The organism is Micromonospora humidisoli (assembly GCF_016900955.1).
Classification (GTDB): Bacteria; Actinomycetota; Actinomycetes; order Mycobacteriales; family Micromonosporaceae; genus Micromonospora; species Micromonospora wenchangensis.
Map to the genome: position 1 here is coordinate 155,816 of NZ_JAFEUO010000005.1, position 22,238 is coordinate 178,053.

The window sequence follows — 22,238 nt, forward strand, 5'->3', positions numbered from 1 at the left end:
CAGGACGAAGCCTGCGGCGAGCCGGACTGGGGCCGCACGCCGGCCGGCCGGAGAATTGACGGGTGACGACGGCCTTCGGGGCGCGGCAGATGGCCGGACCCTCCACCGTCTGCACTACTACCTGGTCCACGATGGTGCCGGCGGGCCGGAGGGGCTGCTTGTCGAGGAGTTCCTCCTCGCGGTGGACCACTCCTGCGTCGGGCTGGTGAGTGCCGGCTGGCACCGCGCGCAGGGCCGGTGGTCCGACGCGTCGGCCACCAGCCGGCGGGTGCGCGTCGAGCCCACGCTGTGGGCCCGGGTGACGCCTGCCGGTCGGGCCGGGGCGGCGACGCTGTACCGGAGCCTCTGCGGTGCCGACCTGCCGGGCGAGACCACGCTGCGGGCGTGTTTCGGCGTGCCCTGCGTACCGCCGTCGCCGCCCCTGCTGCTGCACCGGCCCGAGGCGACACCGGGGTTCCGCGAGACGCGCGTCTACCGGATCCTGTTCGTCGGCGCGCTGCCCCCCGGTGGCCTGGCGGCGCTGGGCGAGGAGTGGCGGATGCCGGTCACCGGCGATCTCGGGGAGCCCGGGGTACGGGTCCTGGGCACGGTGCGCCGTCGGGTCGGCCGTGACGCCTTCCGCTGGGAGCTGCGCCGGGTCGCCGCGGGCGCCGCCTGGGGACTGGATGTGACCTGCGATCTGGCGGGCGGGCGTGACGAGGCGGTCGGTGTGCTCCTGCGCGACCTGACCACGCAGGTGCGGCAGCAGGGGCTGATCCCTGTCACCGTCGACCGGTTCCGCTGACCGTCACGGCTACTGCGGTGGGTGGCTCAGCCGGGCCAGGGACCGGGTGAGCCATTCGGTCAACAGCGTGCGTTCGGCGTCGGTGAGGCCGGGCAGGTCCGGCGTCACCGCTGCGAGGGTCACCGCGGCCGTGCGCAGGGTCGGGTCGGGGGGCGCCGGGGTGGTGGTGAGGATGCCGCCGAGCACGGCGTCGAGCACGGCGTCGCCCAGTCCGGGGTCGCGCTGCGGTGCGGGGGTGCCCAGCAGGGTGAGGATGACGCCGGTGCCGGCGGCGTGGACCATCATGGTGGCCCGCTGCTCGTCGACCCGTAGCAGGCCGGCGGCGGCGAGCCGACGTACCCGGGAGCGCAGCACCGCGAGGCCGGCCACCGACGCCGGGGACGGGTCGCCGGGCCCGCGCGTGCCGAGCAGCCGGAACAGCTCGGGGTTGGCCAGGCCGAACTCCAGGTGTGTGTGCCATCCGGCGCGCAGGTCGGCCACCGGGTCCCCCGACACGTCGTCGGCCGTCTTGGTGGCGACGTAGGTGGCCATCACGTGTTCGGCGACGGCGTCGACGAGGCCGTTCTTGTCACCGAACAGCCGGTAGATGGTGGGTGCCTGCACGCCTGCGGCCTGGGCGACGGCGCGGGTGGTCACCGCGGACGCACCGTGCTCGCGCAGCAGGCGGGCGGCGGCGACGACGACGTCGGTCCGGACGTCGTCGCGGGGCGGGGGGTCTGGCGTCACTGTCACGGATCAACGATAACAGCACCTTGTTAGCGGTGAAATATCAGTGTTAACGTCTCTGGCGTAACGCCGATTCGTCGAAGGGTCGTCATCGTGTTCGTCATCACCGGCGCCACCGGGCAGCTCGGCTCCCGGATCGTCGACCAACTGCTGGCCCGGGTGTCCGCCGCCACCGTGGGGGTGAGCGTGCGCGACGTCGACAAGGCTGCCCACCTGGCCGAACGCGGCGTGCGGGTCCGCCGGGGGGACTTCACCGACCCCGCCACGCTGGAGCAGGCCTTCGCCGGGGCCGACCAGGTGCTGATCGTGTCCGCCGCGATCCGCGGCGGCGACGCGGTGGGAGCGAACCGGGCCGCCATCGACGCCGCCCGCGCCGCCGGAGCCACCCGCATCCTCTACACCAGCCACCAGGCCGCCTCCCGCGACTCACTCTTCCCCGCCCAGGTCACCCACGCCGTGACCGAGGAGCACCTGGCCGCGACCGGGGTGCCGTTCACCGCGCTGCGCAACGGCTTCTACGCGAGCACCCTCGGGTTCGTCATCGGCGACGCCGTGACCACCGGCCGCCTGGTGGCACCGGCCGACGGGCCGGTGTCCTGGACCGCGCACGACGACCTGGCCGAGGCCGCCGCCATCGCGCTGGCCGGTCGGGGCGGGCTCGACGGCGTCACCCCCGCGTTGACCGCCGGGGAGGCCCTCGACCTGGCGGCGGTGGCCGACATTCTCACCGACCTCACCGGCCGCACCGTCACCCGGGTCGTCCTCGACGACGACGAGTGGCGGTCCACCGCCGTCGCCCGGGGCATGCCCGAGGCCGCTGCCGACTTCACCCTCGGCATGTACCGGGCGGCCCGGCGGGGCGAGTTCGCGGTCACCGACCCGGCCCTTCAGACTCTGCTGGGCCGGCGTCCGACACCGGCCCGGTCGGTGGTCGAAACTCTCGTCGCCGCCGGCCCGCAGCCCGTACGGCCGGTCTGAGCCGCGCCGCGCGACCCGGCACGCGGGCCACTGTGGTGCGAGGATCGGCCGTATGCCCACCGACGAACGGCTGACCGGTCGCGGGGTACGCGACGCGGTCGACGAGGCGACCCGCACACTGGGCCCGTACACCGGACGGGACTGGACCGGCCCCGCCGGGGGCCTGGACTGGTCGTGCCGGACGACCGCCGCGCACATCGCCCACGACCTGCTCGGCTACGCCACCCAGCTCACCGGCCGGCCCGACACCGGCTACCTCCCGCTCGACCTGCGGGTCCACCCCGACGCCACCCCGGCGCAGGTGCTGGTGGTGGTGACCGCCTGCGGGGGGCTGCTCGCCGCCGCGCTCGACACCGTCCCCGCGCACACCCGCGCCTGGCACTGGGGGCCCTGCGACCCGCCCGGCTTCGCCGCCATGGGCATCGCCGAGACGCTGCTGCACACGTACGACATCACCCGGGGGCTGGGGGTGACGTGGCGGCCGCCGGCGGCGTCCAGCGCGGCGGTGCTGGGGCGGCTGTTCCCCGACGCGCCCACCGGTGACCCGGCCGACGTGCTGCTCTGGATGACCGGTCGGGCGACCCTGGGTGAGCGGCCCCGGCGCGTCTCGTGGACCTGGCGGGCCGCCGTCGACTGATCCGGCGGCTACCCCGGCGGTCGCCGCCACGGCCAGCGGAACCGGGGGCGTCGTGCCGGGGGCGTGGGCGTCGGAGCGGACGGAGCGGGGACGGCGCGGGTGGCGCGGTGGGCCCGCCACCCGCGCAGCACCGCCTCGGTGTCGACCGGGCGGACCGCCACCCGGGGCCCTGCGGGATACCGCAGCCACGCCACGATCTCCTGGTTGAGCAGCCCGACGAACTCCCGGACCGACTCCTCGGTGGGCAGGTCGCGAACCTCGTCGGGCACCTGCTCGACCCGGCGGCGCAACTGCAGCGGGGTGGGCAGCAGCAGATCGGTGGGCAGCGCCTCCCGCTCCAGGAAACTCGTGATCCACCAGGACTCGTCATAGGGCAGGTCACGGCCGGGGATCGGCTTGCCCGCGCCGGGCAGATTGTCGAACTCGCCTCGTTCCTGGGCGCTGCGGATCTGCGCCTCGACCGAAGCCTCCCACGCGTCCACCATCCTGCGGACACCTCCCCCGTCACCGTATCCAACCGGCCGTCACCGGTGCAGCGCCTGCACGGCGGGAGACATTCCCGGCGTTCAGCGGTGGTGACGCACGTGGCGGTGCCCGTCGAGGGGGAACGGCGGCCGGGCCGGCAGCACCTCGACGAACGGGAAGCCGCTCTTCTGCGCCACCCGGCAGGACGCCGGATTGTCCAGTTGGTGCAGCAGTTCCAGCCGGGCCAGCCCGGTCGCGGCGAACCGGGTGAACGCCCACCGGCTCACCGCGTCCACCGCCCGGGACGCCACCTGACGGCCGCGCGCCGGCCCGGCCGTCCAGTAGCCGATCTCCGCGTCGGCGCGGCCCGGCGCGACGTCTTTGAGCAGGACGCAACCGACCACCAGGTCGCCGTCGGGCGCGGGTTCGCAGACGGCGAAGCTGAACCGGCGGCCCGCCGCCCAGCCCTGCCGGTTACCGTCGACCCAGCGTCTGGCCTGCGCCGGGGTGGTCAGCGGGTTACGCGTGCGGGCCCGCAGCTCTGGATCCCGGTACGCTTCGACCAACGCGTCGACGTCGTCGTCGCGCCAGCAGCGCAGGACCAGGGCGGGCGCGGTGACGGTGGGGGCGGCCCGCAGGGTCACAGACATCTGAGCAGTGTGGCCGTTGCCGTGCGGTGTCCGGAACCCCTGCCGGGTCAGGCACGGGACGTCGCGCGACGACGACGCGGCGTAGGGTGCGGGGTGGGAACGACGGACGGGGGCGCGATGGTCACGGTCGGTGCGGTGGCGGGAATCGCCCTGGTGGCGCTCGGTCTGGTGCTCACGCCGGGGCCGAACATGGTCTACCTGGTCTCCCGGTCGGTCAGCCAGGGCCGTCGGGCCGGGCTGGTCTCCCTGCTCGGGGTGGCCGCCGGCTTCGGCGTCTACCTGGCCGCCGCGGTCGCCGGCATCGCCACGGTCTTCGTGCTGGTGCCGCCGCTGTACACGGCGGTGAAGCTGGCCGGGGCGGCGTACCTGCTGTGGTTGGCCTGGCGGACGCTGCGCCCGGGTGGGCGCTCGGCGTTCACGCCGCAGGCGCTGCCGGTGGACCGGCCGCGTCGGCTGTTCGCCATGGGGCTGCTCACCAACCTGCTCAACCCCAAGATCGCCATCTTGTACGTGTCGTTGCTGCCGCAGTTCGTCGACCCCGCCCGAGGCGACGTGGCGGTGCAGAGCCTGCTGCTCGGCGGCACCCAGATCACCGTCGCGTTGGCGGTGAACACGCTGATCGTGCTGACCGCCGGGTCGGTGTCGACGTTCCTGGTGCGCCGGCCGGGCTGGGCGCGGGTCCAGCGGTGGGTGACCGGCAGCATGCTCGCGGCGATGGCGGTACGCATCGCGGCGGACCGGTCCCGGGCCGCGGTGGCGGCCGGCTGACCCCGCTCAGACCGCCGCCGGCCGGGGCGTCGCCGTCGGTAGTTGCCGGTTCACCGGGCCGTCGACGGCGGCCACGGCCAGCCCGATCGCATAGAACATCACCGACAGGTTCATGTCGGTGAAGCCGTAGAACGGGGCCAGGGCGAGGGCGACCACCGGCACCACGCTCAGCCACCGGCCGGCGGCGGACACGGCGACGGCGGTGCTGCGGACCAGCACCACGAGCAGGGCCAGCAGCATCAGCAGGGCGGGCACGCCGTGGCTGTACATGGTCAGCCAGACCTGACCCTGGGTGCCGAGGGGTTCCGCGCCGGTGGTGGTGTCGGCGGTGCGGGGGGCGCCGTAGCCGAGCAGCGGCGAGTGCAGGACCGCGTCCAGGGTCTGCCGGTAGAGGTCGGCGCGGTCCCGGGTCGAGTCGGTGTTCTCCACCCGATTCATGATCATGTCGCCGACCGGGACGACCAGGGTGACCACCCAGGCCACGGCCACCGCGGCGGTGATCGTGCCGATGAGCCGGACGTCGCCGCGCAGCAGGGCGCGCAGTCCCAGGTAGGCCAGGCCCACCCCGAGGCCGATGAACATGCCCCGGTTGAGGGTGAGGAACGCCGGCACCATGGCCAGCGGCAGGGACACCAGCAGCACCCGGCGCAGCGGCCCGGTGCGCACCGCCGACAGGTACGCCAGCACGCACGGCACCAGCAACGCGAATCCCGTACCCCAGTTGTTGGTGTACGGGTACGGGGCGGCCGTGCGGTAGTACGGGTTGCGGCCGGTGGGGTTGAACTCGGTGGAGTGCACGTGGGTGACCGCCCGGATCATCCGCTGCCCGGCCAGCCCGTCGGGCAGCAGCACCTCCACCGGGGTGGTCAACGCCAGCCGGGGAGCCAGCACGCCGAGCCAGCCGAGCGCCACCATCCCCAGCCAGAAGAACAGCACCGGTTGGAACAGCCGGTCCCAGCGGGCCCCCTGCCGGGCGGCGGTGTAGACGTACAGGTAGACCACGAGGGCGGTGACGACGAAGCCCAGCCGCAGGCCGTAGACGAGCAGGCTGCTGGCCTTCTCCAGCCGGGTGGCGCTGACCATGATGAGGCCGACGAGGACGAACCACAGCGCCGAGCCGGGTGGCCAGGACACCCGGCCGTGGGTGAGCAGGACCACCGCCAGCAGCATCCCGAACAGCGCCCAGCCGAGGTAGAGCCCGCCGAGCAGCCACCACAGCGGCATCGCCGCGAACATCAGGTACAGCGGCCAGAGTGGCAGTGCGCGCGGCGGCACCGCGTTCCTCGTCCTCACCGGGGCAAGGTTAGGCGGGTGGGGTCCGGTCGGTCATCGGCGGAGTGGCTGGGACCGACGCCATCGGGGCCGGTTGCTCGCGGATCACCGCCAGGCCGCCGGCCGGCAGGACCACCGTGCCGTCGGCGGCGATGCCGGTGAGCAGGTCGACCCCGATGGCCGGCACCCGCTGCGGCCGGTCGGTGTGGTTGAGCAGGAACAGCCAGCTCGCCTGCGGGTGGGCGCGGCGTACCGCCTCCACGCCGGGCGGGGCGTCCGGGCAGACCGGGACGACCCCGGCGGCCTGGGCCACCTGGGTGACCAGCTGCCGGTAGGTGCGGTCGTCGGGTCGGGTCGACAGGTACCAGGCGGTGCCGTCGCCGACCCGGTGCCGGGTCACCGCCGGTCGGCCGTCGAGCACCCCGCCGACGTACGTGCCGACGGGTTCGGCGCCGTCCAGGTGCACGGTCTCCGACCAGATCCGGCCGGTGCCGCCGCCGGAGAGCAGCACCTGTTCGTCGGCGGCGAGCGGATGGAACTCCTCGACGCGCAGGCCGAGCAGCTCGCGGTACGCGCCGGGGTAGCCGCCGAGGTGTACCCGGCCGTGCGGGTCGGCGACGCCGCTGAGGTAGCCGACCAGCAGGTGCCCGCCCGCCTCGACGTGGTCGCGGACCCAACCGGCGGTGGCGTCGTCGGCGAGATAGACGGCGGGCAGGACGAGCAGCCGGTACCGGTCGAGCGGGTCGCCGGGGACGAGCACGTCGCAGCCGTAGCCGGCCCGCCACAGCGCCCGGTGCGCGGCGGCCAGTTCGGCGTGCCCGTCGAGCAGGGTCGAGGGCATGCCGGGGTGGCGCAGCGCCCAGCTGCTGGCGGCGTCGAAGGCCAGCGCGACCGACGCGGTCACCTCGCCGGTGGTGACCTCGGCGAGCCGGTCGAGGTGTTCGCCGAGGCGGACCGTCTCGTGGAAGACCCGACTGTCGGGGCCGGTGTGCGGCACCAGCGCGGAGTGGAAGCGTTCCGCGCCGCCGGCCGGGGCCCGCCACTGGAAGAACATCGCCCCCCGGGAGCCCCGGGCGACGTGGGACAGGCTGTGCCGGGCCATCCGGCCGGGTTCCTTGGTGTGCGAGCGTCCGGTGGTGTGGATCTGGCTGGCGGCGCTCTCCATCAGCAGCCAGCTGGCGGGCCCGTCGACGGGGGTCGCGCCGGGTCGGGTGGTGGCCCGGCGGCGGCCGTGTCGCGCCCAGCCGCGGGCCAGGTCGGCGGCGAGGGCGGTCTGTTCCTCGGCGCCGCCGTCGACCGCCGTCGGGTAGTGGTCGACGGCGACCAGGTCCACCTCGGCGGCCCAGCGGGCGTGGTCGACCGGCACCCAGTCGCCCAGGACGTAGTTGGTGGTGACCGGCAGCGCAGGGTTGGCCGCCTTCAGCAGGTCACGTTGTTCGACGTACGCGGCGAGCAGGGTGTCGGACCAGAACCGCCGGAAGTCCAGCAGCTGGCCGGGGTTGCCGAGGTACTGGGTGGCCCGGGGGGTGCTCACGTACGCCCAGTCGGTGTAGTGCTGACTCCAGAAGCTGGTGGCCCAGGCGGCGTTGAGGGTGGCCAGGTCGCCGTGGCGTTCGACGAGCCAGCGCCGGAACGCGGCCTCGGCGTGCGGGCAGTGGCAGGTGGTGCCGTACTCGTTGTGCACGCGCCACAGGGCCACGGCCGGGTGGTGGGCGTAGCAGGCGGCGAGGGTGGCGGCGATGCCCCGGGCGGCGGCCCGGTAGGCGGGGGCGGCGGCGCAGTAGGTGTCGCGGCTGCCGTGGTGCAGCCGGACGCCGTCGGCGGTGACCGGCAGCGCGTCGGGGTGGGCCAGGGAGAACCAGGGTGGTGGGGAGGCGGTGGGGGTGGCCAGGGCGACCCGGATGCCGCCGTCGTGCAGCAGGTCCAGCACCTCGTCGAGCCAACCGAGGTCGTAGCGGCCGGGGGCGGGTTCGAGCCGGGACCAGGCGAACACGCCGACGGTGACCAGGTTGACCCGGGCCCGGCGCATCAGGGCGATGTCCTCGCGCCAGGTGGCGGCGGGCCACTGCTCGGGGTTGTAGTCACCGCCGTGGCAGAGCCGCCCGTCGTCCCACATACCCACCATCCCGTCGACTTTGTTTGATAGGCGTCCAAACTATGGAGGTGATTTACCCATGTCAATCGGGTTGATCGCAGGTCAATCGAAGTCCCTCGTTGACAGTTCGTTGGGAAGGCAAAGAAACTGTCGGTACCGCCGGAAAAGCCCCGAGGAGACGCCGATGCCGTACCGACCGCCGCTGGTCCCGTACGAGACGTTCGTGGCCGACCCGCCCGACCTGCCCGTACGGGAACCGGGCGAGGACGGGGTCGCCACCGTCGGCCGGGCCGAGGTCGTCGCCACCGACGGGCACGGGGTCACCGTCAAGGCCACCCTCTCCGACGGCGGCAGCCTGGTGGTCCGCCTCGACGCCGCCGGCCACGGCGTGATCCGGGTCCGCCTCACCGAGGACCCGCAGGCCCGCAGCCGCTCGGCCCGCGCGGTGCCCCTGGTCCACCCCCGGCCCCACCCCGCCGCGATCACCGTGGACGACACCCACGTGCTCATCGACGCCGGCGCGGTCGTCGCCGAGATCCGCCTCGACCCGTGGCACCTGCGGTTCCTCACCCCCGACGGGCGGGTGCTGCTCGACCAGGACCCGGGCACCCGTGACATCAGCGGCCGACGCCGCACCCTGCCGTTCGGCCGCAGCAGCGTCGACGGCGCGCCCGTCGCCTGGCACGAGAGCTTCGTGGCGTTCGGCGACGAACGGTTCGTCGGCTTCGGGGAGAAGTTCACCCCGCTGGACAAACGCGGCCAACGGGCCCTGATGTGGAACTACGACGCCTTCGGCGGGGAGTCCGAGCGGTCCCACAAGAACGTGCCGTTCTACCTGTCCGACCGGGGCTACGGGGTGCTCGTCGACAGCGGCATGCCCGTCGAGTTCGACATGTGCCAGTCCACCCACAGCGCCGTGCAGATCCTCGTCCCCGACGACCTGCTCGACTACTACGTGCTCGCCGGCCCCACCCCCGTCGAGGTGCTGGACCGGTTCGACGAACTGACCAGCCGGCCGTACCTGCCGCCGAAGTGGGCCTTCGGAGCGTGGATCTCCTCCGGGTTCTACCCTGACAGCCAGCAGCGGGTGCTGGAGCGGGCCCGCCGCATCCGGGACCGCGACATCCCCTGCGACGTGCTGCACCTGGACTGCTACTGGCAGGTCGCCGGCCGCTGGTCGGAACTGCGCTGGGACGACGAGGCGTTCCCCGACCCGGCCGGGATGCTGGCCACCCTCACCGGGCAGGGCTTCCGGGTGTGCCTGTGGATGAACCCGTACCTGATGACCGACAGCCCGCTGTACGCCGACGCGGCCCGCGCCGGCTACTTCCTGCGCCGCGCCGACGGCGGCACGTACGTGGCGGACGTGTGGCACGGCAGCTACCCGGCCAGCGCCATCGTCGACTTCACCAACCCCGACGCCGTCGACTGGTTCCGGGGGCTGCTGCGGCCCCTGCTGGAACAGGGGGCGGCCGTGTTCAAGACCGACTTCGCCGAGGGCGTGCCGGCCGACGCGGTGGCGCACAACGGCATGACCGGCGTCGAACTGCACAACGTCTACACCCTGCTGTTCAACGACGTCGTCGCCGACCTCACCGGGGAGGTCGCCGGGCACCGTACGGTGTGGGCCCGCTCGTCGTACCTGGGCGGGCAACGGCACAGCGCGCAGTGGAGCGGCGACGTCAACGCCACCTGGCCCGGCCTGGCCAGCACCCTGCGCGGCGGGCTGTCGCACGGGCTGTCCGGGGTGCCGTTCTGGAGCCACGACACCGGCGGTTTCCACGGCACCCCCGAGGCGGACCTGTACGTGCGGTGGACCCAGTTCGGGGCGCTGTCGCCGCTGGTCCGGCTGCACGGCACCACCAGCCGGCTGCCCTGGGACTTCCCCGCCGACACCGAACGTGACGCGGTCGCCGCGCTGCGGCTGCGGTACCGGCTGATGCCGTACCTGTGGTCGGCTGCCGTGGAGGCGGCACGCACCGGCGCGCCGATGATGCGGGCGCTGCTCGTCGACACGCCCGACGACCCGACCGCGTGGACCACCGACCTGCAGTACCGGCTCGGCACCGACCTGCTCGTCGCCCCGGTCATCGACCCGTCCGGGCGGCGGGCCGTCTACCTGCCCACCGGCGACGACTGGATCGACGCCGGCACCGGCGAACGGCACGGCGGCGGGCGGCACCTGCGGGTGGCCGTGCCGCTGCACCGGCTGCCGCTGTTCGTCAGGTACGGCGCGCTGGTGCCGCTCGTCCCGGCCGCCGGCACCGTCGGCGACGGCCCGTTCGACGACGTCACCCTGGTCAGCTGGGGCGGCGTGGACGCCAGCACGGTGCTGCACGACGTCGACGGCGACACCGTGGTGCGGGCGCTGCGTGACGGTGACACCCTACGGGTACGCACCGACGGGCCGCTGCGGGTGCGCCGGGTGAGCGTGGTGGGCGACGACGCCCCCCGCCGGCTGCTGCTCAACGGCGAACCGGTCGCCCCGACGCCGTTCGTGCCGTGGTTCCCGCCGGACTGACCCCACCGGGCCGGGTGGCTGTCCGGGCTCCGGACGTGCCGCTAGAGTTAGTTGAGTTTCCAGCCGAACAGACGTTCCGACGGTGCACCGGCCCGCCGACGGCGTCGCCCACCGGCCGACCCGGCGTGCCCGTGCGGGGTCGACGGTGGGCGATGATGCACCGGCACGGCACCACCCACCGTCGGGCGCAGGGAGCGGACAGACCGTGATCAGCATCCACAACGAACCGCAGGCGACCGACCTGGGCGACGTCCGGGTGGCCAACCGGGCCGTGGTCCTGCGGCACGTCCGCCTGCACGCGCCCTGCTCCCGGGCCGACATAGCCGCCGCCACCGGGCTCAACAAGGCCACCGTGTCCAGCCTGGTGGGCGAACTGCTCGACAGACGACTGGTCCGCGAGACCGGGCTGACCGGCAACCGGGTCGGCCGCCCCGCCACCATGCTCGTCCTCGACGGCGCGCAGTACGCGGCGCTGGGCCTGCAGATCGGCGCGGACGATCTGGTGGTGGTCGCCGTGGACCTGGGCGGCAACCGGCTGCTCACCTGGCGACGGGCGTTCCCCACCTCGACCGCCTCCCCCGCCGACACCGTCCGGGCGCTGGCCACCCTCGCCCGACGCGCGATCGGCCGGGTCACCGGGCAGGGCCGCACCGTGCTCGGCCTCGCCGTCGGGGTGCCCGGCCTGGTCGACACCACCGGCGGGGTGCCCCTGGCCAGCGGCCTCGGCTGGCGTGACGTGCCGCTCGCCGCCGACCTGCGGGCCGCGCTGCGCGAAACCGGGTTCACCGTCACGGTGGACACCGACGCCAACCTCGCCGTGCTGGCCGAGCAGCGGCACGGCGCGTACGCCGGCGCCACCGACCTGGTCCACGTCACCGGCGGGGTCTCCGTCGGCGCGGGGGTCCTCGCCGGTGGCCGGCTGCTGCGCGGTGGCCGGGGCCACGCCGGTGAACTCGGCCACCTCAGCCTCGACCCGGCCGGGCCCCCGTGCCCCTGCGGCCGACGCGGCTGCCTGGCCGCGTGGACCGCGCTGCCGGCCGTGGTGGCCCGCCTGCTGCCCGACACCACCCGGGACGGCCCGGTCACCGACTACCTGCCCGAACTCGACCGGATCGTGGCGTCGGCCCGGCAGGAGGAACCGGCGGTGCTGGCCGGGCTCGCCGAGATCGGCAGGCGCCTCGGGCACGGGGCGTCGATCCTGGCGAACCTGCTCAACCCCGAGGCGATCGTGGTCGGCGGGCACTTCGCCACCCTGGCGCCGTGGCTGCTGCCGGCCGCCCGCGCGGAACTGGTCACCCGGACCCTCGCCCCGCAGGCCGGGGGCTGCCGTCTCGACGCCTCCACGCTGGACTCGGCCGCCACCGCGCTCGGCGGCGCCACCGCCGCGTTGGCCGCCATCGAGGCCGGTCGACTCCCCGTCGACTGATCCGGGTGCCGGTCACCCCTTGACCGGCCGACGCGCAGGTGCCAACCTCGAACCGCCGCCCCGTCGTTCGGGCACCCGGGGCGGCATGTTTTCCGCAGTCGTCGAAGCGCTTCGCCGCTCCGGGCCGACGACCGCCACCACCCTCACCGCGCGATGCCGCACGTCACCACGGCCGTCGAAACGCTTCGACCGCCGGCCGGACGCCTCACCGCGATCCACCGGAAGGTAACCGCAGATGAACGACCCCACCGGACCGTCCCCCGAAGCGCACGCCGACGACCTGCTGACCCGGCTCACCCTGCCGGAGAAGATCGGCCTGCTGCACCAGTGGCAGGCCCCCGTGCCCCGGCTCGGCCTGCCCGGCTTCCGCACCGGCACCGAGGCGCTGCACGGGGTCGCCTGGCTCGGCCCGGCCACCGTCTTCCCGCAGGCCATCGGCCTGGCCAGCAGCTGGAACCCCGACCTGATCCGGGCCGTCGGCGACGCCGTCGGCACCGAGGTACGCATCAAACACCAGGCCGACCCCGCAGGCGTCGGGCTCAACGTGTGGGCACCGGTGGTCAACCCGCTGCGCGACCCCCGCTGGGGCCGCAACGAGGAAGGCTGGTCGGAGGACCCGTGGCTCACCGGCCGGCTCGCCACCGCCTACGCCCACGGGCTGCGCGGCGACCACCCCCACCGGCTGCGCACCGCCCCGACGGTCAAACACTTCCTCGGCTACAACAACGAGACCGACCGGGCCACCACCTCCAGCGACCTGCCACCCCGGGTCCTGCACGAATACGAACTCCCCGCGTTCCGCGCCCCCCTCGCCGCCGGTGCGGCGGTCGCCGTGATGGCCTCCTACAACCTGGTCGACGGGGTGCCCGCCCACCTGAGCCCGCTACTGAACGGCGAGCTGCGCCGGTGGACCAGCGACGAGGTGATGGTCGTCGGCGACGCCGGGGCCGTCACCAACCTCGCCGGCGTACAGCGCCACCTACCCGACCACGTCACCGGCTTCGCCGCCGCCCTGCGCGCCGGCATCGACAACTTCACCGAGGACGACACCGACAGCGCACCCACCGTCCAACGCCTGACCGAAGCCCTGCGCCGGGGACTCGTCGACGAATCCGACGTGGACCGGGCCGTCCGGCGCATCCTCACCATCCGTATCCGCCTCGGCGACCTGGACCCACCCGGGCAGGACCCGTTCGCCGGGGTCTCCCCCGACCTGCTCGACAGCCCCGCCCACCGGGACCTGGCCCGCGAGGCCGCCCGCCAGTCGATCGTGCTGCTCGACAACGACGGGCTGCTGCCACTGCCCACCCGCACCCCACCGCGGGTCGCGGTCCTCGGCCCGCTCGCCGACACCGTCCACGAGGACTGGTACAGCGGCACCCTGCCGTACGCGGTCACCGTCCGGGAGGCACTGGCCCGGGAACTACCCACCGTCACCCACCATTGTGGCGCCGACCGGATCGCGTTGCGTGTCGGCGACCGGTACGTCCGCTGCCCCCGCTCCTCCGAGGGCGGGCCGCTGACCGCCGACGACGGCCGCGACGGCACCTGGTTCGACGTGTTCGACTGGGGGCAGGACGTGGTGGCGCTGCGCGCCGTCGCCAACGGCCGGCACGTCGGCGCCGCCGACGACGGGGCACTGGCCAACGACCGCCCCGGACCGGGCGGCTGGATCGTGCGGGAAACCTTCCGCTTCCGGCACCGCCCCGACGGCACCGCCCTGCTGCACCACCTCGCCACCGGCGCGTACGTGCGGGTCGACGAGGGTGGGCGGCTGCGCGCCGACGCCACCGACCCGGACACCGCCACCGCGTTCACCGTCGAACTCGTCGCCGACGGCGCGGCCGAGGCCGCCGCGCTGGCCGACGCCGCCGACGTGGCCGTCGTCGTCCTCGGCAACCACCCGATGGTCAACGGCCGGGAGACCGAGGACCGGGTCGACCTGGCCCTGCCCGCCGGGCAGGAACGGCTGCTGCGCGCCGTGCACGCGGCGAACCCGCAGACCGTGCTGGTGCTCACCAGCAGCTACCCGTACGCGGTGGGCTGGGCGCACGAGCACCTGCCGGCGGTGCTGTGGTCGGCGCACGGCGGTCAGGAGCACGGCACTGCCCTGACGCAGGTGCTGCTCGGTGCCGCCGACCCCGGCGGCCGGCTCACCCAGACCTGGTACCCCGATGCCGCCGACCTGCCCGACCTGCTCGACTACGACGTGATCGGCGCCGACAGCACCTACCTCTACTACCGGGGAGAGCCGCTGTACCCGTTCGGGCACGGCCTCAGCTACGCCCGGTTCGACTACGCTGACCTGCGGGTCGACACGCCGACGGTCAGCGCCGGCGACGAGGTCGAGGTGAGCGTCGAGGTCACCAACACCGGCGACCGGGAGGGCGAGGAGATCGTGCAGCTCTACACCCGGCAGCGACGCTCCCGGGTCAAGCAGCCGCTGCGGCAGCTGCGTGACTTCACCCGGGTCACCCTCACCCCCGGCCAGCGGCGCACGGTCACCCTGCGGCTGCGCGTCGACGACCTGACCTGGTGGGACGAGCAACGCGGCGGCCCGGTGCTGGAGGACGCCACCCACACCCTGCTGGTGGGCCGCTCCGCCCGCGACATCCGCGCCGTCGGCGCGGTGACCGTGCACACCCGCGCCGCCGCGCCGCGGCCCCGCCCGGCGGTCGCCGCCGGCGGTACCCGGTGACCGGCGCACCCGGGCGCAGCCGCAAATCGCCCGACCAGGTCACCATCGTCGACGTCGCCCGGCACGCCGGGGTGGCGGTCAGCACCGTGTCGTACGTGCTCAGCGGCAAACGGGCCATCTCCGAGGTGACCCGCACCCGGGTGCTGGCCAGCATCCGGGAACTGGGCTACCACCCCAACGCCGGGGCGCGGGCGCTGGCCAGCCGCCGCGCCAACACCATCGCCCTGGTCCTGCCGCTGCGCGCCGGCATGCAGGTGCCGGTGGTGATGCAGTTCGCCATCGCGGTGGTCACCACGGCCCGCCGCTTCGACCACGACGTCCTGCTCGTCACCTCCGACGAGGGGCCGTCGGGGCTGCGCCGCATCGCCGGCAGCGCCATGGTCGACGGGATGCTGGTGATGGACGTCGAGTTGGACGACTCGCGGGTGCCGCTGCTGCGGGACCTGACCCGACCCAGCGTCCTGATCGGCGTCCCCGCCGACCCGACCGGCCTGACCTGTGTGGACCTGGACTTCCACCGCGCCGGTCAGGTGTGCGTGGAACACCTGGCCCGGCTCGGGCACCACCGGGTGGCGCTGCTCGGCGCACCCGCCGCCGTCTACGACCGGGGCACCGGCTTCGCCCACCGCACCCGCGCCGGGGTGGCCGCCGCCGCCGACCGGCACGGCGTCACCGTCGTCACCCAACCCTTCGAGGAGGGGCCCGCCGCGATCCGTCAGGAACTGGCCGACCTGCTCGACCGGCACCCCGACCTGTCGGCGCTGGTGGTGCAGAACGAGGCGGCCGTCGGGCCGGTGCTGGCCTGCCTGCCCACCCTCGGCCGGCGGGTGCCGCAGGACATGTCGGTGGTGGCGATCTGCCCCGACCAGTTCGCCGAACAGGCCGCACCCCGGATCACCTCGGTGCCGGTGCCCGCCGAGGAGATCGGCCGGCAGGCGGTGGCGTTGCTGATGCGCAAACTGCACGACGAGGCGGTGCCGGAGGTGACGCTGCTGCCGCCCCGGCTGACCATCCGGGACAGCACCGCCGCACCGACGGCCCGGACCCCCCGGTGACCGGCGGGCCACCCCCGTCGGCACACCAGGTCTGGGACGACGCACCGGCCGTCGACTGGACCGACGCCTTCCTCACCGGAAACGGCGAGTACGGGCTGATGGTCCCCGGCGACCCGCACGCCGAACGGCTGGTGGTCAACCACCACCGGTTCGTGCTGCCCAACGGCACCCACGACGCGCGGGCCCCGCACCTGGCCGCACTGCTGCCCCGGATCCGGGAACTGGTCCTCACCGGCCGCCGCGCCGAGGCCGGTGAACTGCTCACCGGCGGCCGGGACCTGGCCTGGACCCAGTCGTACCATCCCGGGTTCGCGCTGACCGTCGACGCCCCCGCGACGCCGGTGCGGGACTACCGGCGGCACACCGACTTCACCACCGGCGAGGTGGTGGTGCGGTGGTCCGGGCGGCGGCGACGCAGTTTCGTCTCCCGCGCCGACCGGCTGGTCGTCACCCACCTCGACCAGGGCGACTGTGTCGTCGGGGCGACAGGTGACCTGCCCGGCCGCCCCGACACGGTGCACTACGACACCACCGCCCACCGCCACGACGGGCTGGTGTTCCTGCGGGTGCGGGGCCGCTACCCCGACGTCGGCGGCGCGTACGGCTTCGAGGCGGTGACCCTGGTCCGGGGCGACGCCGAACCCGCCGGTGACCGGGTGCTGGTACGCGGGCCGGCGCTGCTGACCACCGCTGTGGAACGCACCGCCACCGCGGCGTGGCCCACCGCCGCGCAGCAGCGGCGACTCGCCGACGGCCCGGCCGACTACCCGACGCTGCTGGCCCGGCACGTCACCCGGCACACCGGCCCCTACCGGCGGGTCGACCTGGACCTGGCGGTGTCGGCGGCGGACCGGGACCTGCCCGTGGGCGCGCTGCTCGCCCGGCAGACCACCGCCGGTGACCGGTTGGACCCGGCGCTGCTGGAACGGCTCTTCCACGCCGGCCGGTACCTGCTGTTCAGCGCCAGCGGGGTGCTGCCGCCCCGACTGACCGGCATCTGGACGGGTTCCTGGGACGCGGCCTGGGCGGGGGACTTCACCACCGACGCGAACCTCAACCTGCAACTGGCCGGCGCGAACGTCGGCGCGTTGCCGGAGGTGACCGCCGCGCACGCCCGGCTGGTCCGCGCCCAGGTCGGGCACTGGCGGGACAACGCCCACGCCGTCTACGGGGCACGGGGCCTGCTGGCACCCAGCCGCACCGACGGTGAACACGGGCACCTGTTCCACGTCCACCCGCACTGGCCGTTCACCGCGTGGCTGGCCGGTGCGCACTGGCTGCTGCACCCGCTGTACGAACACCACCAGGTGACCGGGGAACCGCTGGGGGAGGTGGCCGGGTGGCTGGCCGAGGTGGCGGACTTCTTCACCGACGTGCTCACCGACGTCGACGGGCAGCCGGCGCTGGTGCCGTCGTACTCGCCGGAGACCGGTCCCCTCGACGACGCCGGCCGGCCGGTGCCGGTCGCCGTGAACGCCACCATGGACGTCGCCGCCGCCCGGCACGCGATGGCCGTCGCCGCCGAGGTGACCGGGTCGCAGCGGTGGGCGGCGGTCCGGGACCGGCTGCCCGGCTACCGGGTCGACGCGCGGGGCGCGCTGGCCGAGTGGGCGTGGCCCGGCTACCGCCCCGACGACGACCACCGGCACGTCAGCCACCTCTACCCGGTGTGGCCGACCGGGGAGATCGACCCCGACGACACCCCGGAGTTGGCGGCGGCGGCGCACCGGGCGTTGACCGTCCGCGGCGACGAGGACGGCTCCGCCCACGGCACCCTGCACCGGGCCCTGGTGGCCGCCCGCCTCGGCGACGGGCCGCTGGTCGGGACGTACCTGAGGCGGATCGTCGCGGCGGACATGTTCTTCCGGTCGTTGATGAGCGCCCACAACCCGGGCCGGGTGACCTACAACGCCGACGCGGCGCACACCCTGCCGGCGGTGCTGATCGAGGCGCTGGTGCAGGCCCGGCCGGGCCTGCTGCGGCTGCTGCCGGCGCTGCCGCCGGGCCTGCCCCGGGGGACGCTGCGCGGAGTGACCTGCCGGGGCCGGCTCACCGTCGACGAGCTGAGCTGGGACGACGGTCGGGTCACCGCCCGGCTGGTCGCCGCGACCGGCCAACGGATCCGGGTCCGCAGCCCCTACGGCGACACCGGCTGTGACCTGCCGGCAGGCACCCCGGTGCGGGTGACCCACCGCCGGTGACCCGCCGGGTCACAGCGCGTCGGGCCGGCACAGGGCGGGATGCCGCTGGCCGGGACGCGCCCACCAGGGGGCGGCGTCGGGGGCGGCGGCGGTGTCCAGCCGCAGCCGCGCCCACTCGTCCAGTTCCGGCAACGCGTCGGGGGCGAACCAGCCGACCTCGGTGGACTCGTCACCGTCGGCGCGGGGCCGCCCACCGACCGGCCGGCACCGGAACCACACGTTGAGGTACTCGCAGACGTCACCGTTGGGGTACACCACCGGGTGGGTGGCGACCCCGGCGATCCGCTCGACGACGACCCGCACCCCGGTCTCCTCCCACACCTCCCGCACGACCGCGTCGGCGGGCTGCTCACCCGGGTCGACCACACCCGCCGGCAGCGACCAGCGGCCGTTGTCGGCGCGGCGGGCCAGCAGCACCCGCCCGGCGTCGTCGTGGACCACCCCGGTCACCCCGGGTAGCAACAGCAGGTCGTGCCCCACGTGGGCGCGCAACTTCATGATGTACGGGGAGACGGCCACCGGCCCACGGTAACGGTCCCGGCCGGCCGGGACCTACCGGTGGTGGGGGCGCGCCCGGGCAGCCTCTAGACTTCCCCGTCGATGGACCCGCAGCCCACCACCCCCGACGACCTGCGTCCCTGCGCGCACTGTGGACGTGACGTGCCGCAACGCGCCGGCGCGGGACGTCCCTTCCGGTACTGCCGGGACAACGACGGCGCCTGCCAGCGGGCGTCGCGCAACTCGCGGATGCGCCACCGCAACGCCCCCGGCCTGCCCGGTCAGGTGGCCCGCACCTGGGAGGTCGTCGACCGGCTCGACCAGGTGGTGCAGACCCTCACCGAGGCGTTGCACGCCGAGTTGTCCCCGGCCGGGGTGCAGCGGCAGCTCGCCCAGGCCCGCGCCGACGCCGCCGCCGAGATCGCCGCCGCGCACACCGCCCGCGACGAGGCCCGTGAGGCCGCCGAGACGGCCGCCGCCGAGGCCGCCCGCGCCCGGCAGGAGACCCGGTCCGCGCTCGCCGCCGCCGATGCGGCCCGCGACCGCGCGGAGCAGGCCGACGCCCACGCCGCCGCCGCCCAGGAACAGACCGAACAGGCAGTCGCCGCCGCCGACACGGCCCGCCGGGACACCGCCGCCGCCCAGGCGCTGCGGGTGCAGGCCGAACGGGACCGCGACGCCGCCCGCCACGAGCTGCGGGCGCTGCGCGCCGACCGGGACGCCGCCCGGCAACTCGCCGCGGACCTGACCGTCGACCGGGACGCCGCCCGCGCCGACGCCGCCCGGCACGCCACCGACGCGCAGCGGGCCGCCGCCGACGCCACCGCCGCCCGCCAGGAGACCCGGCAGGCGCACGCCGCCGAGGCGGCGGCCCGCGCCGACGCCACCGCCGCCGCCGACCAGGCCCGGCAGGCCGAGGCCGCGGCGCAGGCGGCCCGCCGTGACGCCGACGCCGCGCGCACCGACGCCACCGCCGCCCGGGAGGAGGCCGCCGCGCGGACCGCCCACGCCGCCGAGGAACTGGCCGCCGTGCTGGCCCGGGTGGACGCCCTGACCGCCGAGCTGACCGAGGCCCACGCCGAGTTGCAGCGGGCGCACCGGGCATCGGCCGCCGACCGGGCCCGACTGGCCGACCTGGACCGGGCGTTGGCCGACGCCGACGCCGCCCAACGCCGCGCCGGTCAACTCGCCAACCAGGTCAGTGACCTGGCCACCGCGTTGGCGCGGCTCAGCGGTCAGTCGGGCTGAGCCACGTCGGCCGGGGCGGCTGCCACCTCGACCCGGGTGTCGTGGAACGTCGGCCCACCACCGAGGTCGGTGTCGCGGACCCCGGTGACCGCGTTGACGGTGCTGCCGCCGGGGCTCAGCCGCGCCCAGTACGCCTTGTAGGTGAACGCCAACCCGGGGCGGGTGGCGTCGTCCACGGCGACGGTGGCCAGGAACTCCCCCCGGTCGTTGTGCACCCGCGCCGGGTCGCCGTCGGCCAGACCCCGGGCGGCGGCGTCGACGGGGTGCAGGTGGATACGCGGCGGGCCGGTACGACCGAGATGCCACGGCAGCGACGCGAACGTCGAGTTGAGGAAGAACCGGCCCGCCGGGGAGATCAACGCCAGGGGGAACCGGCGGGCCAGCACCGCGTCACCCACCTCCACCGGCGGGGTGTACCCGACGAGGGGGTCGACGCCCTGCGCGGTCAGCCGCGGATCGTGGAACCGGGCCCGCCCGTCGAGGCTGGGGAACCCGCCCGCCGCGTACGGGGCCGACCCCACCGCCACACCCGTGGCCCGCACGTACGTACGGCGGCTCAACTCGTCGTAGTCGATGCCGGTGCCGTCGAGCAGCTGCCGCACCAGGTCCTCGTCGCTGTCGCGCAGCCGCGGATGGTCCAACCCGAGGGCCGCGGCGATCCGCCGGAAGATCTCCGTGTTGGGCAGCGCCTGACCCGGCGGGTCGAGCACCGGCCGGTTCAGGGTGGCGTAGTGGTGGCCGTAGGAGGTGTGCAGGTCGAGGTGTTCCGGCTGCATGGTGGCCGGCAGCACCACGTCGGCGAAGTCGCAGGTGTCGGTCCAGCGTTGCTCCAGCACCACGGTGAACAGGTCGGCGCGGGTCAGGCCACGCCGCAACCGGTTCTGGTCGGGCACGGTCGCCACCGGGTTGGTGTCGAAGACCACCAGCGCGGTGACCGGCGGATCGGCCTCGTCGGTGAGCGCCGCGGCGAGCCGACTCATGTTGATCGACCGGGCCGGCGGCGCGGGCATCCCGGCGGGCCGGGCGACCCGGTCGGCGTCGATGCGGTGGTGCCCGCTGGTGGTGGCCAACGCCCCACCACCGGGATACCGGAAATCCCCGGTGAGCAGGGGAATCGCCGCGATGGCACGGACCGCCTGCCCGGCACCGGCGTGCCGTTGCAGACCCAACCCGACCCGGATGGCGGTGGGACGGGTGGTGGCGATCCGCTCGCCGAGGTCCCGCACCACGTCGACGTCGAGACCACACTCGGCGGCGGCCCGCTGCACCGGCCACTGGTCGAGGCGGGCCTCCATCCGCTCCCAGCCGACGGTGTGCGCGGCCACCCACGACCGGTCGACCGCGCCGACGTCCCGCACGTGCCGCATCAACCCCAGCGCCAACGCGGCGTCGGTGCCGGGCAGTGGCGCCACGTGCTCGTCGCTGCGGGCGGCGGTGTCGGTGCGCAGCGGGTCGATGGTGACCACGTGGGCGCCCCGCTGCTGGGCCTGCCGCACGAACGGCCAGTGGTGCAGATTGGTGGCGAGCAGGTTCGCCCCCCACAGGATGACCAGTTTCGCCTCGACCACCGACTCCGGTTCGAAACCGACCGACCCGCCGTACACCGACCCGAGGGCGGCCCGGGACGCGGCCGTGCAGATGGTGGTCCGCAGCCGCGACGCCCCCAGGTGCGCGAACAGCCGCGGACCCATCGACCAGCCCTGCACCAGCCCCATCGTGCCGGCGAAGTAGTACGGCAGGACCGACTCCGGGCCGTGCACGTCGATGCTGGCGCGTAACCCGTCGGCGACCCGCCGGACCGCCTCCTCCCAACTCGCCGGCCGGTACGACACCGGCCCGACACCCTTCGGGCCGACCCGCACCAGGGGGGTGGTCAGCCGGTCGGGGCCGGTGACCGCGTCGAGGTAACGGTTCACCTTGCCGCACAACGCGCCCCGGGTGAACGGATGCTCCGGATCGCCACGCAACCCCACCGGACGCCCGTCGGTGACGGTGAGCTGCCAGACGCAGGTGTCGGGGCAGTCCAGGGGACACGCGCCGGGATGCACGGTGGTGGCCATGCCGCGGATGCTATCGCCACCGGCGGCCCCGCACGGCCCGTCCCGGCTGCCCCGGCGGCCCACGGCGGCTACCATCGCGGTGCACACACCGATGTCGACCCGGCCGGGGCGAACCCGCCGGGTCGGTGTGGTGGCCGGCTACCCTTGCGGGGGTCG

Annotated in this window: 17 protein-coding genes; 10 read left to right on the forward strand and 7 right to left on the reverse strand. The window is 74.8% G+C overall.

What is annotated here, in order from left to right; genetic code table 11:
- Positions 1–55 precede the first annotated feature (55 nt).
- Positions 56–784: a hypothetical protein gene (locus JQN84_RS19450; RefSeq protein WP_239485758.1), complete on the forward strand. Its 729-nt coding sequence runs from the start codon at positions 56–58 to the stop codon at positions 782–784.
- 9 nt (positions 785–793) lie between these two features.
- On the opposite strand, the gene JQN84_RS19455 is transcribed toward JQN84_RS19450, so the two are convergent.
- Positions 794–1,516 carry a TetR/AcrR family transcriptional regulator gene (locus JQN84_RS19455; protein WP_307821335.1) on the reverse strand — a complete coding sequence of 241 codons (723 nt, stop codon included), beginning with the start codon at positions 1,514–1,516 and terminating at the stop codon, positions 794–796.
- 87 nt (positions 1,517–1,603) lie between these two features.
- Here JQN84_RS19455 and JQN84_RS19460 point away from each other — a divergent pair, with 87 nt between their 5' ends.
- Complete coding sequence (locus tag JQN84_RS19460; RefSeq protein ID WP_204959809.1) at positions 1,604–2,488, forward strand: NmrA family NAD(P)-binding protein; 885 nt, start codon at positions 1,604–1,606, stop codon at positions 2,486–2,488.
- Positions 2,489–2,540: 52 nt separating this feature from the next.
- Complete coding sequence (locus JQN84_RS19465; protein WP_204959810.1) at positions 2,541–3,125, forward strand: maleylpyruvate isomerase N-terminal domain-containing protein; 585 nt, start codon at positions 2,541–2,543, stop codon at positions 3,123–3,125.
- 8 nt (positions 3,126–3,133) lie between these two features.
- Here JQN84_RS19465 and JQN84_RS19470 read toward each other — a convergent pair whose 3' ends face one another.
- Together JQN84_RS19470 and JQN84_RS19475 are read right to left on the reverse strand one after the other, a co-directional pair.
- Positions 3,134–3,610 carry a DnaJ family domain-containing protein gene (locus JQN84_RS19470; RefSeq protein ID WP_204959811.1) on the reverse strand — a complete coding sequence of 159 codons (477 nt, stop codon included), beginning with the start codon at positions 3,608–3,610 and terminating at the stop codon, positions 3,134–3,136.
- A gap of 81 nt (positions 3,611–3,691) precedes the next feature.
- Positions 3,692–4,240 carry a GNAT family N-acetyltransferase gene (locus JQN84_RS19475; protein WP_204959812.1) on the reverse strand — a complete coding sequence of 183 codons (549 nt, stop codon included), beginning with the start codon at positions 4,238–4,240 and terminating at the stop codon, positions 3,692–3,694.
- Between the two features lie 117 nt (positions 4,241–4,357).
- On the opposite strand from JQN84_RS19475, the gene JQN84_RS19480 reads away from it, so the two are divergent.
- Positions 4,358–5,008 (forward strand): LysE family translocator, encoded by a 651-nt coding sequence (locus JQN84_RS19480; RefSeq protein ID WP_204960317.1) that lies wholly within the window; start codon positions 4,358–4,360, stop codon positions 5,006–5,008.
- Between the two features lie 6 nt (positions 5,009–5,014).
- Here the strand turns inward: JQN84_RS19480 and JQN84_RS19485 are convergent, their stop codons facing one another.
- Entirely contained in the window at positions 5,015–6,301 is a 1,287-nt protein-coding gene (locus JQN84_RS19485; RefSeq protein WP_281897587.1) for an O-antigen ligase family protein, read from the reverse strand.
- Positions 6,302–6,311: 10 nt separating this feature from the next.
- Positions 6,312–8,405 carry a beta-galactosidase gene (locus JQN84_RS19490; RefSeq protein WP_204959813.1) on the reverse strand — a complete coding sequence of 698 codons (2,094 nt, stop codon included), beginning with the start codon at positions 8,403–8,405 and terminating at the stop codon, positions 6,312–6,314.
- Positions 8,406–8,559: 154 nt separating this feature from the next.
- Here JQN84_RS19490 and JQN84_RS19495 point away from each other — a divergent pair, with 154 nt between their 5' ends.
- The 5 genes from JQN84_RS19495 to JQN84_RS19515 all read left to right on the forward strand — a co-directional run bounded on the left by JQN84_RS19495 (position 8,560) and on the right by JQN84_RS19515 (position 18,276).
- Positions 8,560–10,896 (forward strand): TIM-barrel domain-containing protein, encoded by a 2,337-nt coding sequence (locus tag JQN84_RS19495; RefSeq protein WP_204959814.1) that lies wholly within the window; start codon positions 8,560–8,562, stop codon positions 10,894–10,896.
- 205 nt (positions 10,897–11,101) lie between these two features.
- Positions 11,102–12,322, forward strand: a complete 1,221-nt coding sequence (locus JQN84_RS19500; protein ID WP_204959815.1) for an ROK family transcriptional regulator — start codon at positions 11,102–11,104, stop codon at positions 12,320–12,322.
- Between the two features lie 235 nt (positions 12,323–12,557).
- Positions 12,558–15,020: a glycoside hydrolase family 3 C-terminal domain-containing protein gene (locus JQN84_RS19505; protein ID WP_204959816.1), complete on the forward strand. Its 2,463-nt coding sequence runs from the start codon at positions 12,558–12,560 to the stop codon at positions 15,018–15,020.
- Positions 15,017–16,075: a LacI family DNA-binding transcriptional regulator gene (locus JQN84_RS19510; RefSeq protein ID WP_204959817.1), complete on the forward strand. Its 1,059-nt coding sequence runs from the start codon at positions 15,017–15,019 to the stop codon at positions 16,073–16,075. The genes JQN84_RS19505 and JQN84_RS19510 overlap by 4 nt, the downstream gene beginning before the upstream one ends.
- Entirely contained in the window at positions 16,072–18,276 is a 2,205-nt protein-coding gene (locus JQN84_RS19515) for a glycosyl hydrolase family 95 catalytic domain-containing protein (RefSeq protein ID WP_204959818.1), read from the forward strand. The genes JQN84_RS19510 and JQN84_RS19515 overlap by 4 nt, the downstream gene beginning before the upstream one ends.
- A gap of 9 nt (positions 18,277–18,285) precedes the next feature.
- Here the strand turns inward: JQN84_RS19515 and JQN84_RS19520 are convergent, their stop codons facing one another.
- Positions 18,286–18,795: an NUDIX hydrolase gene (locus JQN84_RS19520; protein ID WP_204959819.1), complete on the reverse strand. Its 510-nt coding sequence runs from the start codon at positions 18,793–18,795 to the stop codon at positions 18,286–18,288.
- 81 nt (positions 18,796–18,876) lie between these two features.
- On the opposite strand from JQN84_RS19520, the gene JQN84_RS19525 reads away from it, so the two are divergent.
- Entirely contained in the window at positions 18,877–20,022 is a 1,146-nt protein-coding gene (locus JQN84_RS19525; protein ID WP_204959820.1) for a hypothetical protein, read from the forward strand.
- Here JQN84_RS19525 and JQN84_RS19530 read toward each other — a convergent pair.
- Positions 20,010–22,082 carry a molybdopterin-containing oxidoreductase family protein gene (locus JQN84_RS19530; RefSeq protein WP_204959821.1) on the reverse strand — a complete coding sequence of 691 codons (2,073 nt, stop codon included), beginning with the start codon at positions 22,080–22,082 and terminating at the stop codon, positions 20,010–20,012. The genes JQN84_RS19525 and JQN84_RS19530 overlap by 13 nt on opposite strands.
- Positions 22,083–22,238: the final 156 nt, after the last annotated feature.

Excerpts from the sequence above, each read along its gene's own strand:
- JQN84_RS19465 (WP_204959810.1), top strand. The coding sequence starts at position 2,541 with ATGCCCACCGACGAACGGCTGACCGGTCGCGGGGTACGCGACGCGGTC.
- JQN84_RS19470 (WP_204959811.1), bottom strand. The coding sequence starts at position 3,610 with ATGGTGGACGCGTGGGAGGCTTCGGTCGAGGCGCAGATCCGCAGCGCC.
- JQN84_RS19475 (WP_204959812.1), bottom strand. The coding sequence starts at position 4,240 with ATGTCTGTGACCCTGCGGGCCGCCCCCACCGTCACCGCGCCCGCCCTG.
- JQN84_RS19480 (WP_204960317.1), top strand. The coding sequence starts at position 4,358 with ATGGTCACGGTCGGTGCGGTGGCGGGAATCGCCCTGGTGGCGCTCGGT.
- JQN84_RS19490 (WP_204959813.1), bottom strand. The coding sequence starts at position 8,405 with ATGGTGGGTATGTGGGACGACGGGCGGCTCTGCCACGGCGGTGACTAC.
- JQN84_RS19495 (WP_204959814.1), top strand. The coding sequence starts at position 8,560 with ATGCCGTACCGACCGCCGCTGGTCCCGTACGAGACGTTCGTGGCCGAC.
- JQN84_RS19505 (WP_204959816.1), top strand. The coding sequence starts at position 12,558 with ATGAACGACCCCACCGGACCGTCCCCCGAAGCGCACGCCGACGACCTG.
- JQN84_RS19525 (WP_204959820.1), top strand. The coding sequence starts at position 18,877 with ATGGACCCGCAGCCCACCACCCCCGACGACCTGCGTCCCTGCGCGCAC.
- JQN84_RS19530 (WP_204959821.1), bottom strand. The coding sequence starts at position 22,082 with ATGGCCACCACCGTGCATCCCGGCGCGTGTCCCCTGGACTGCCCCGAC.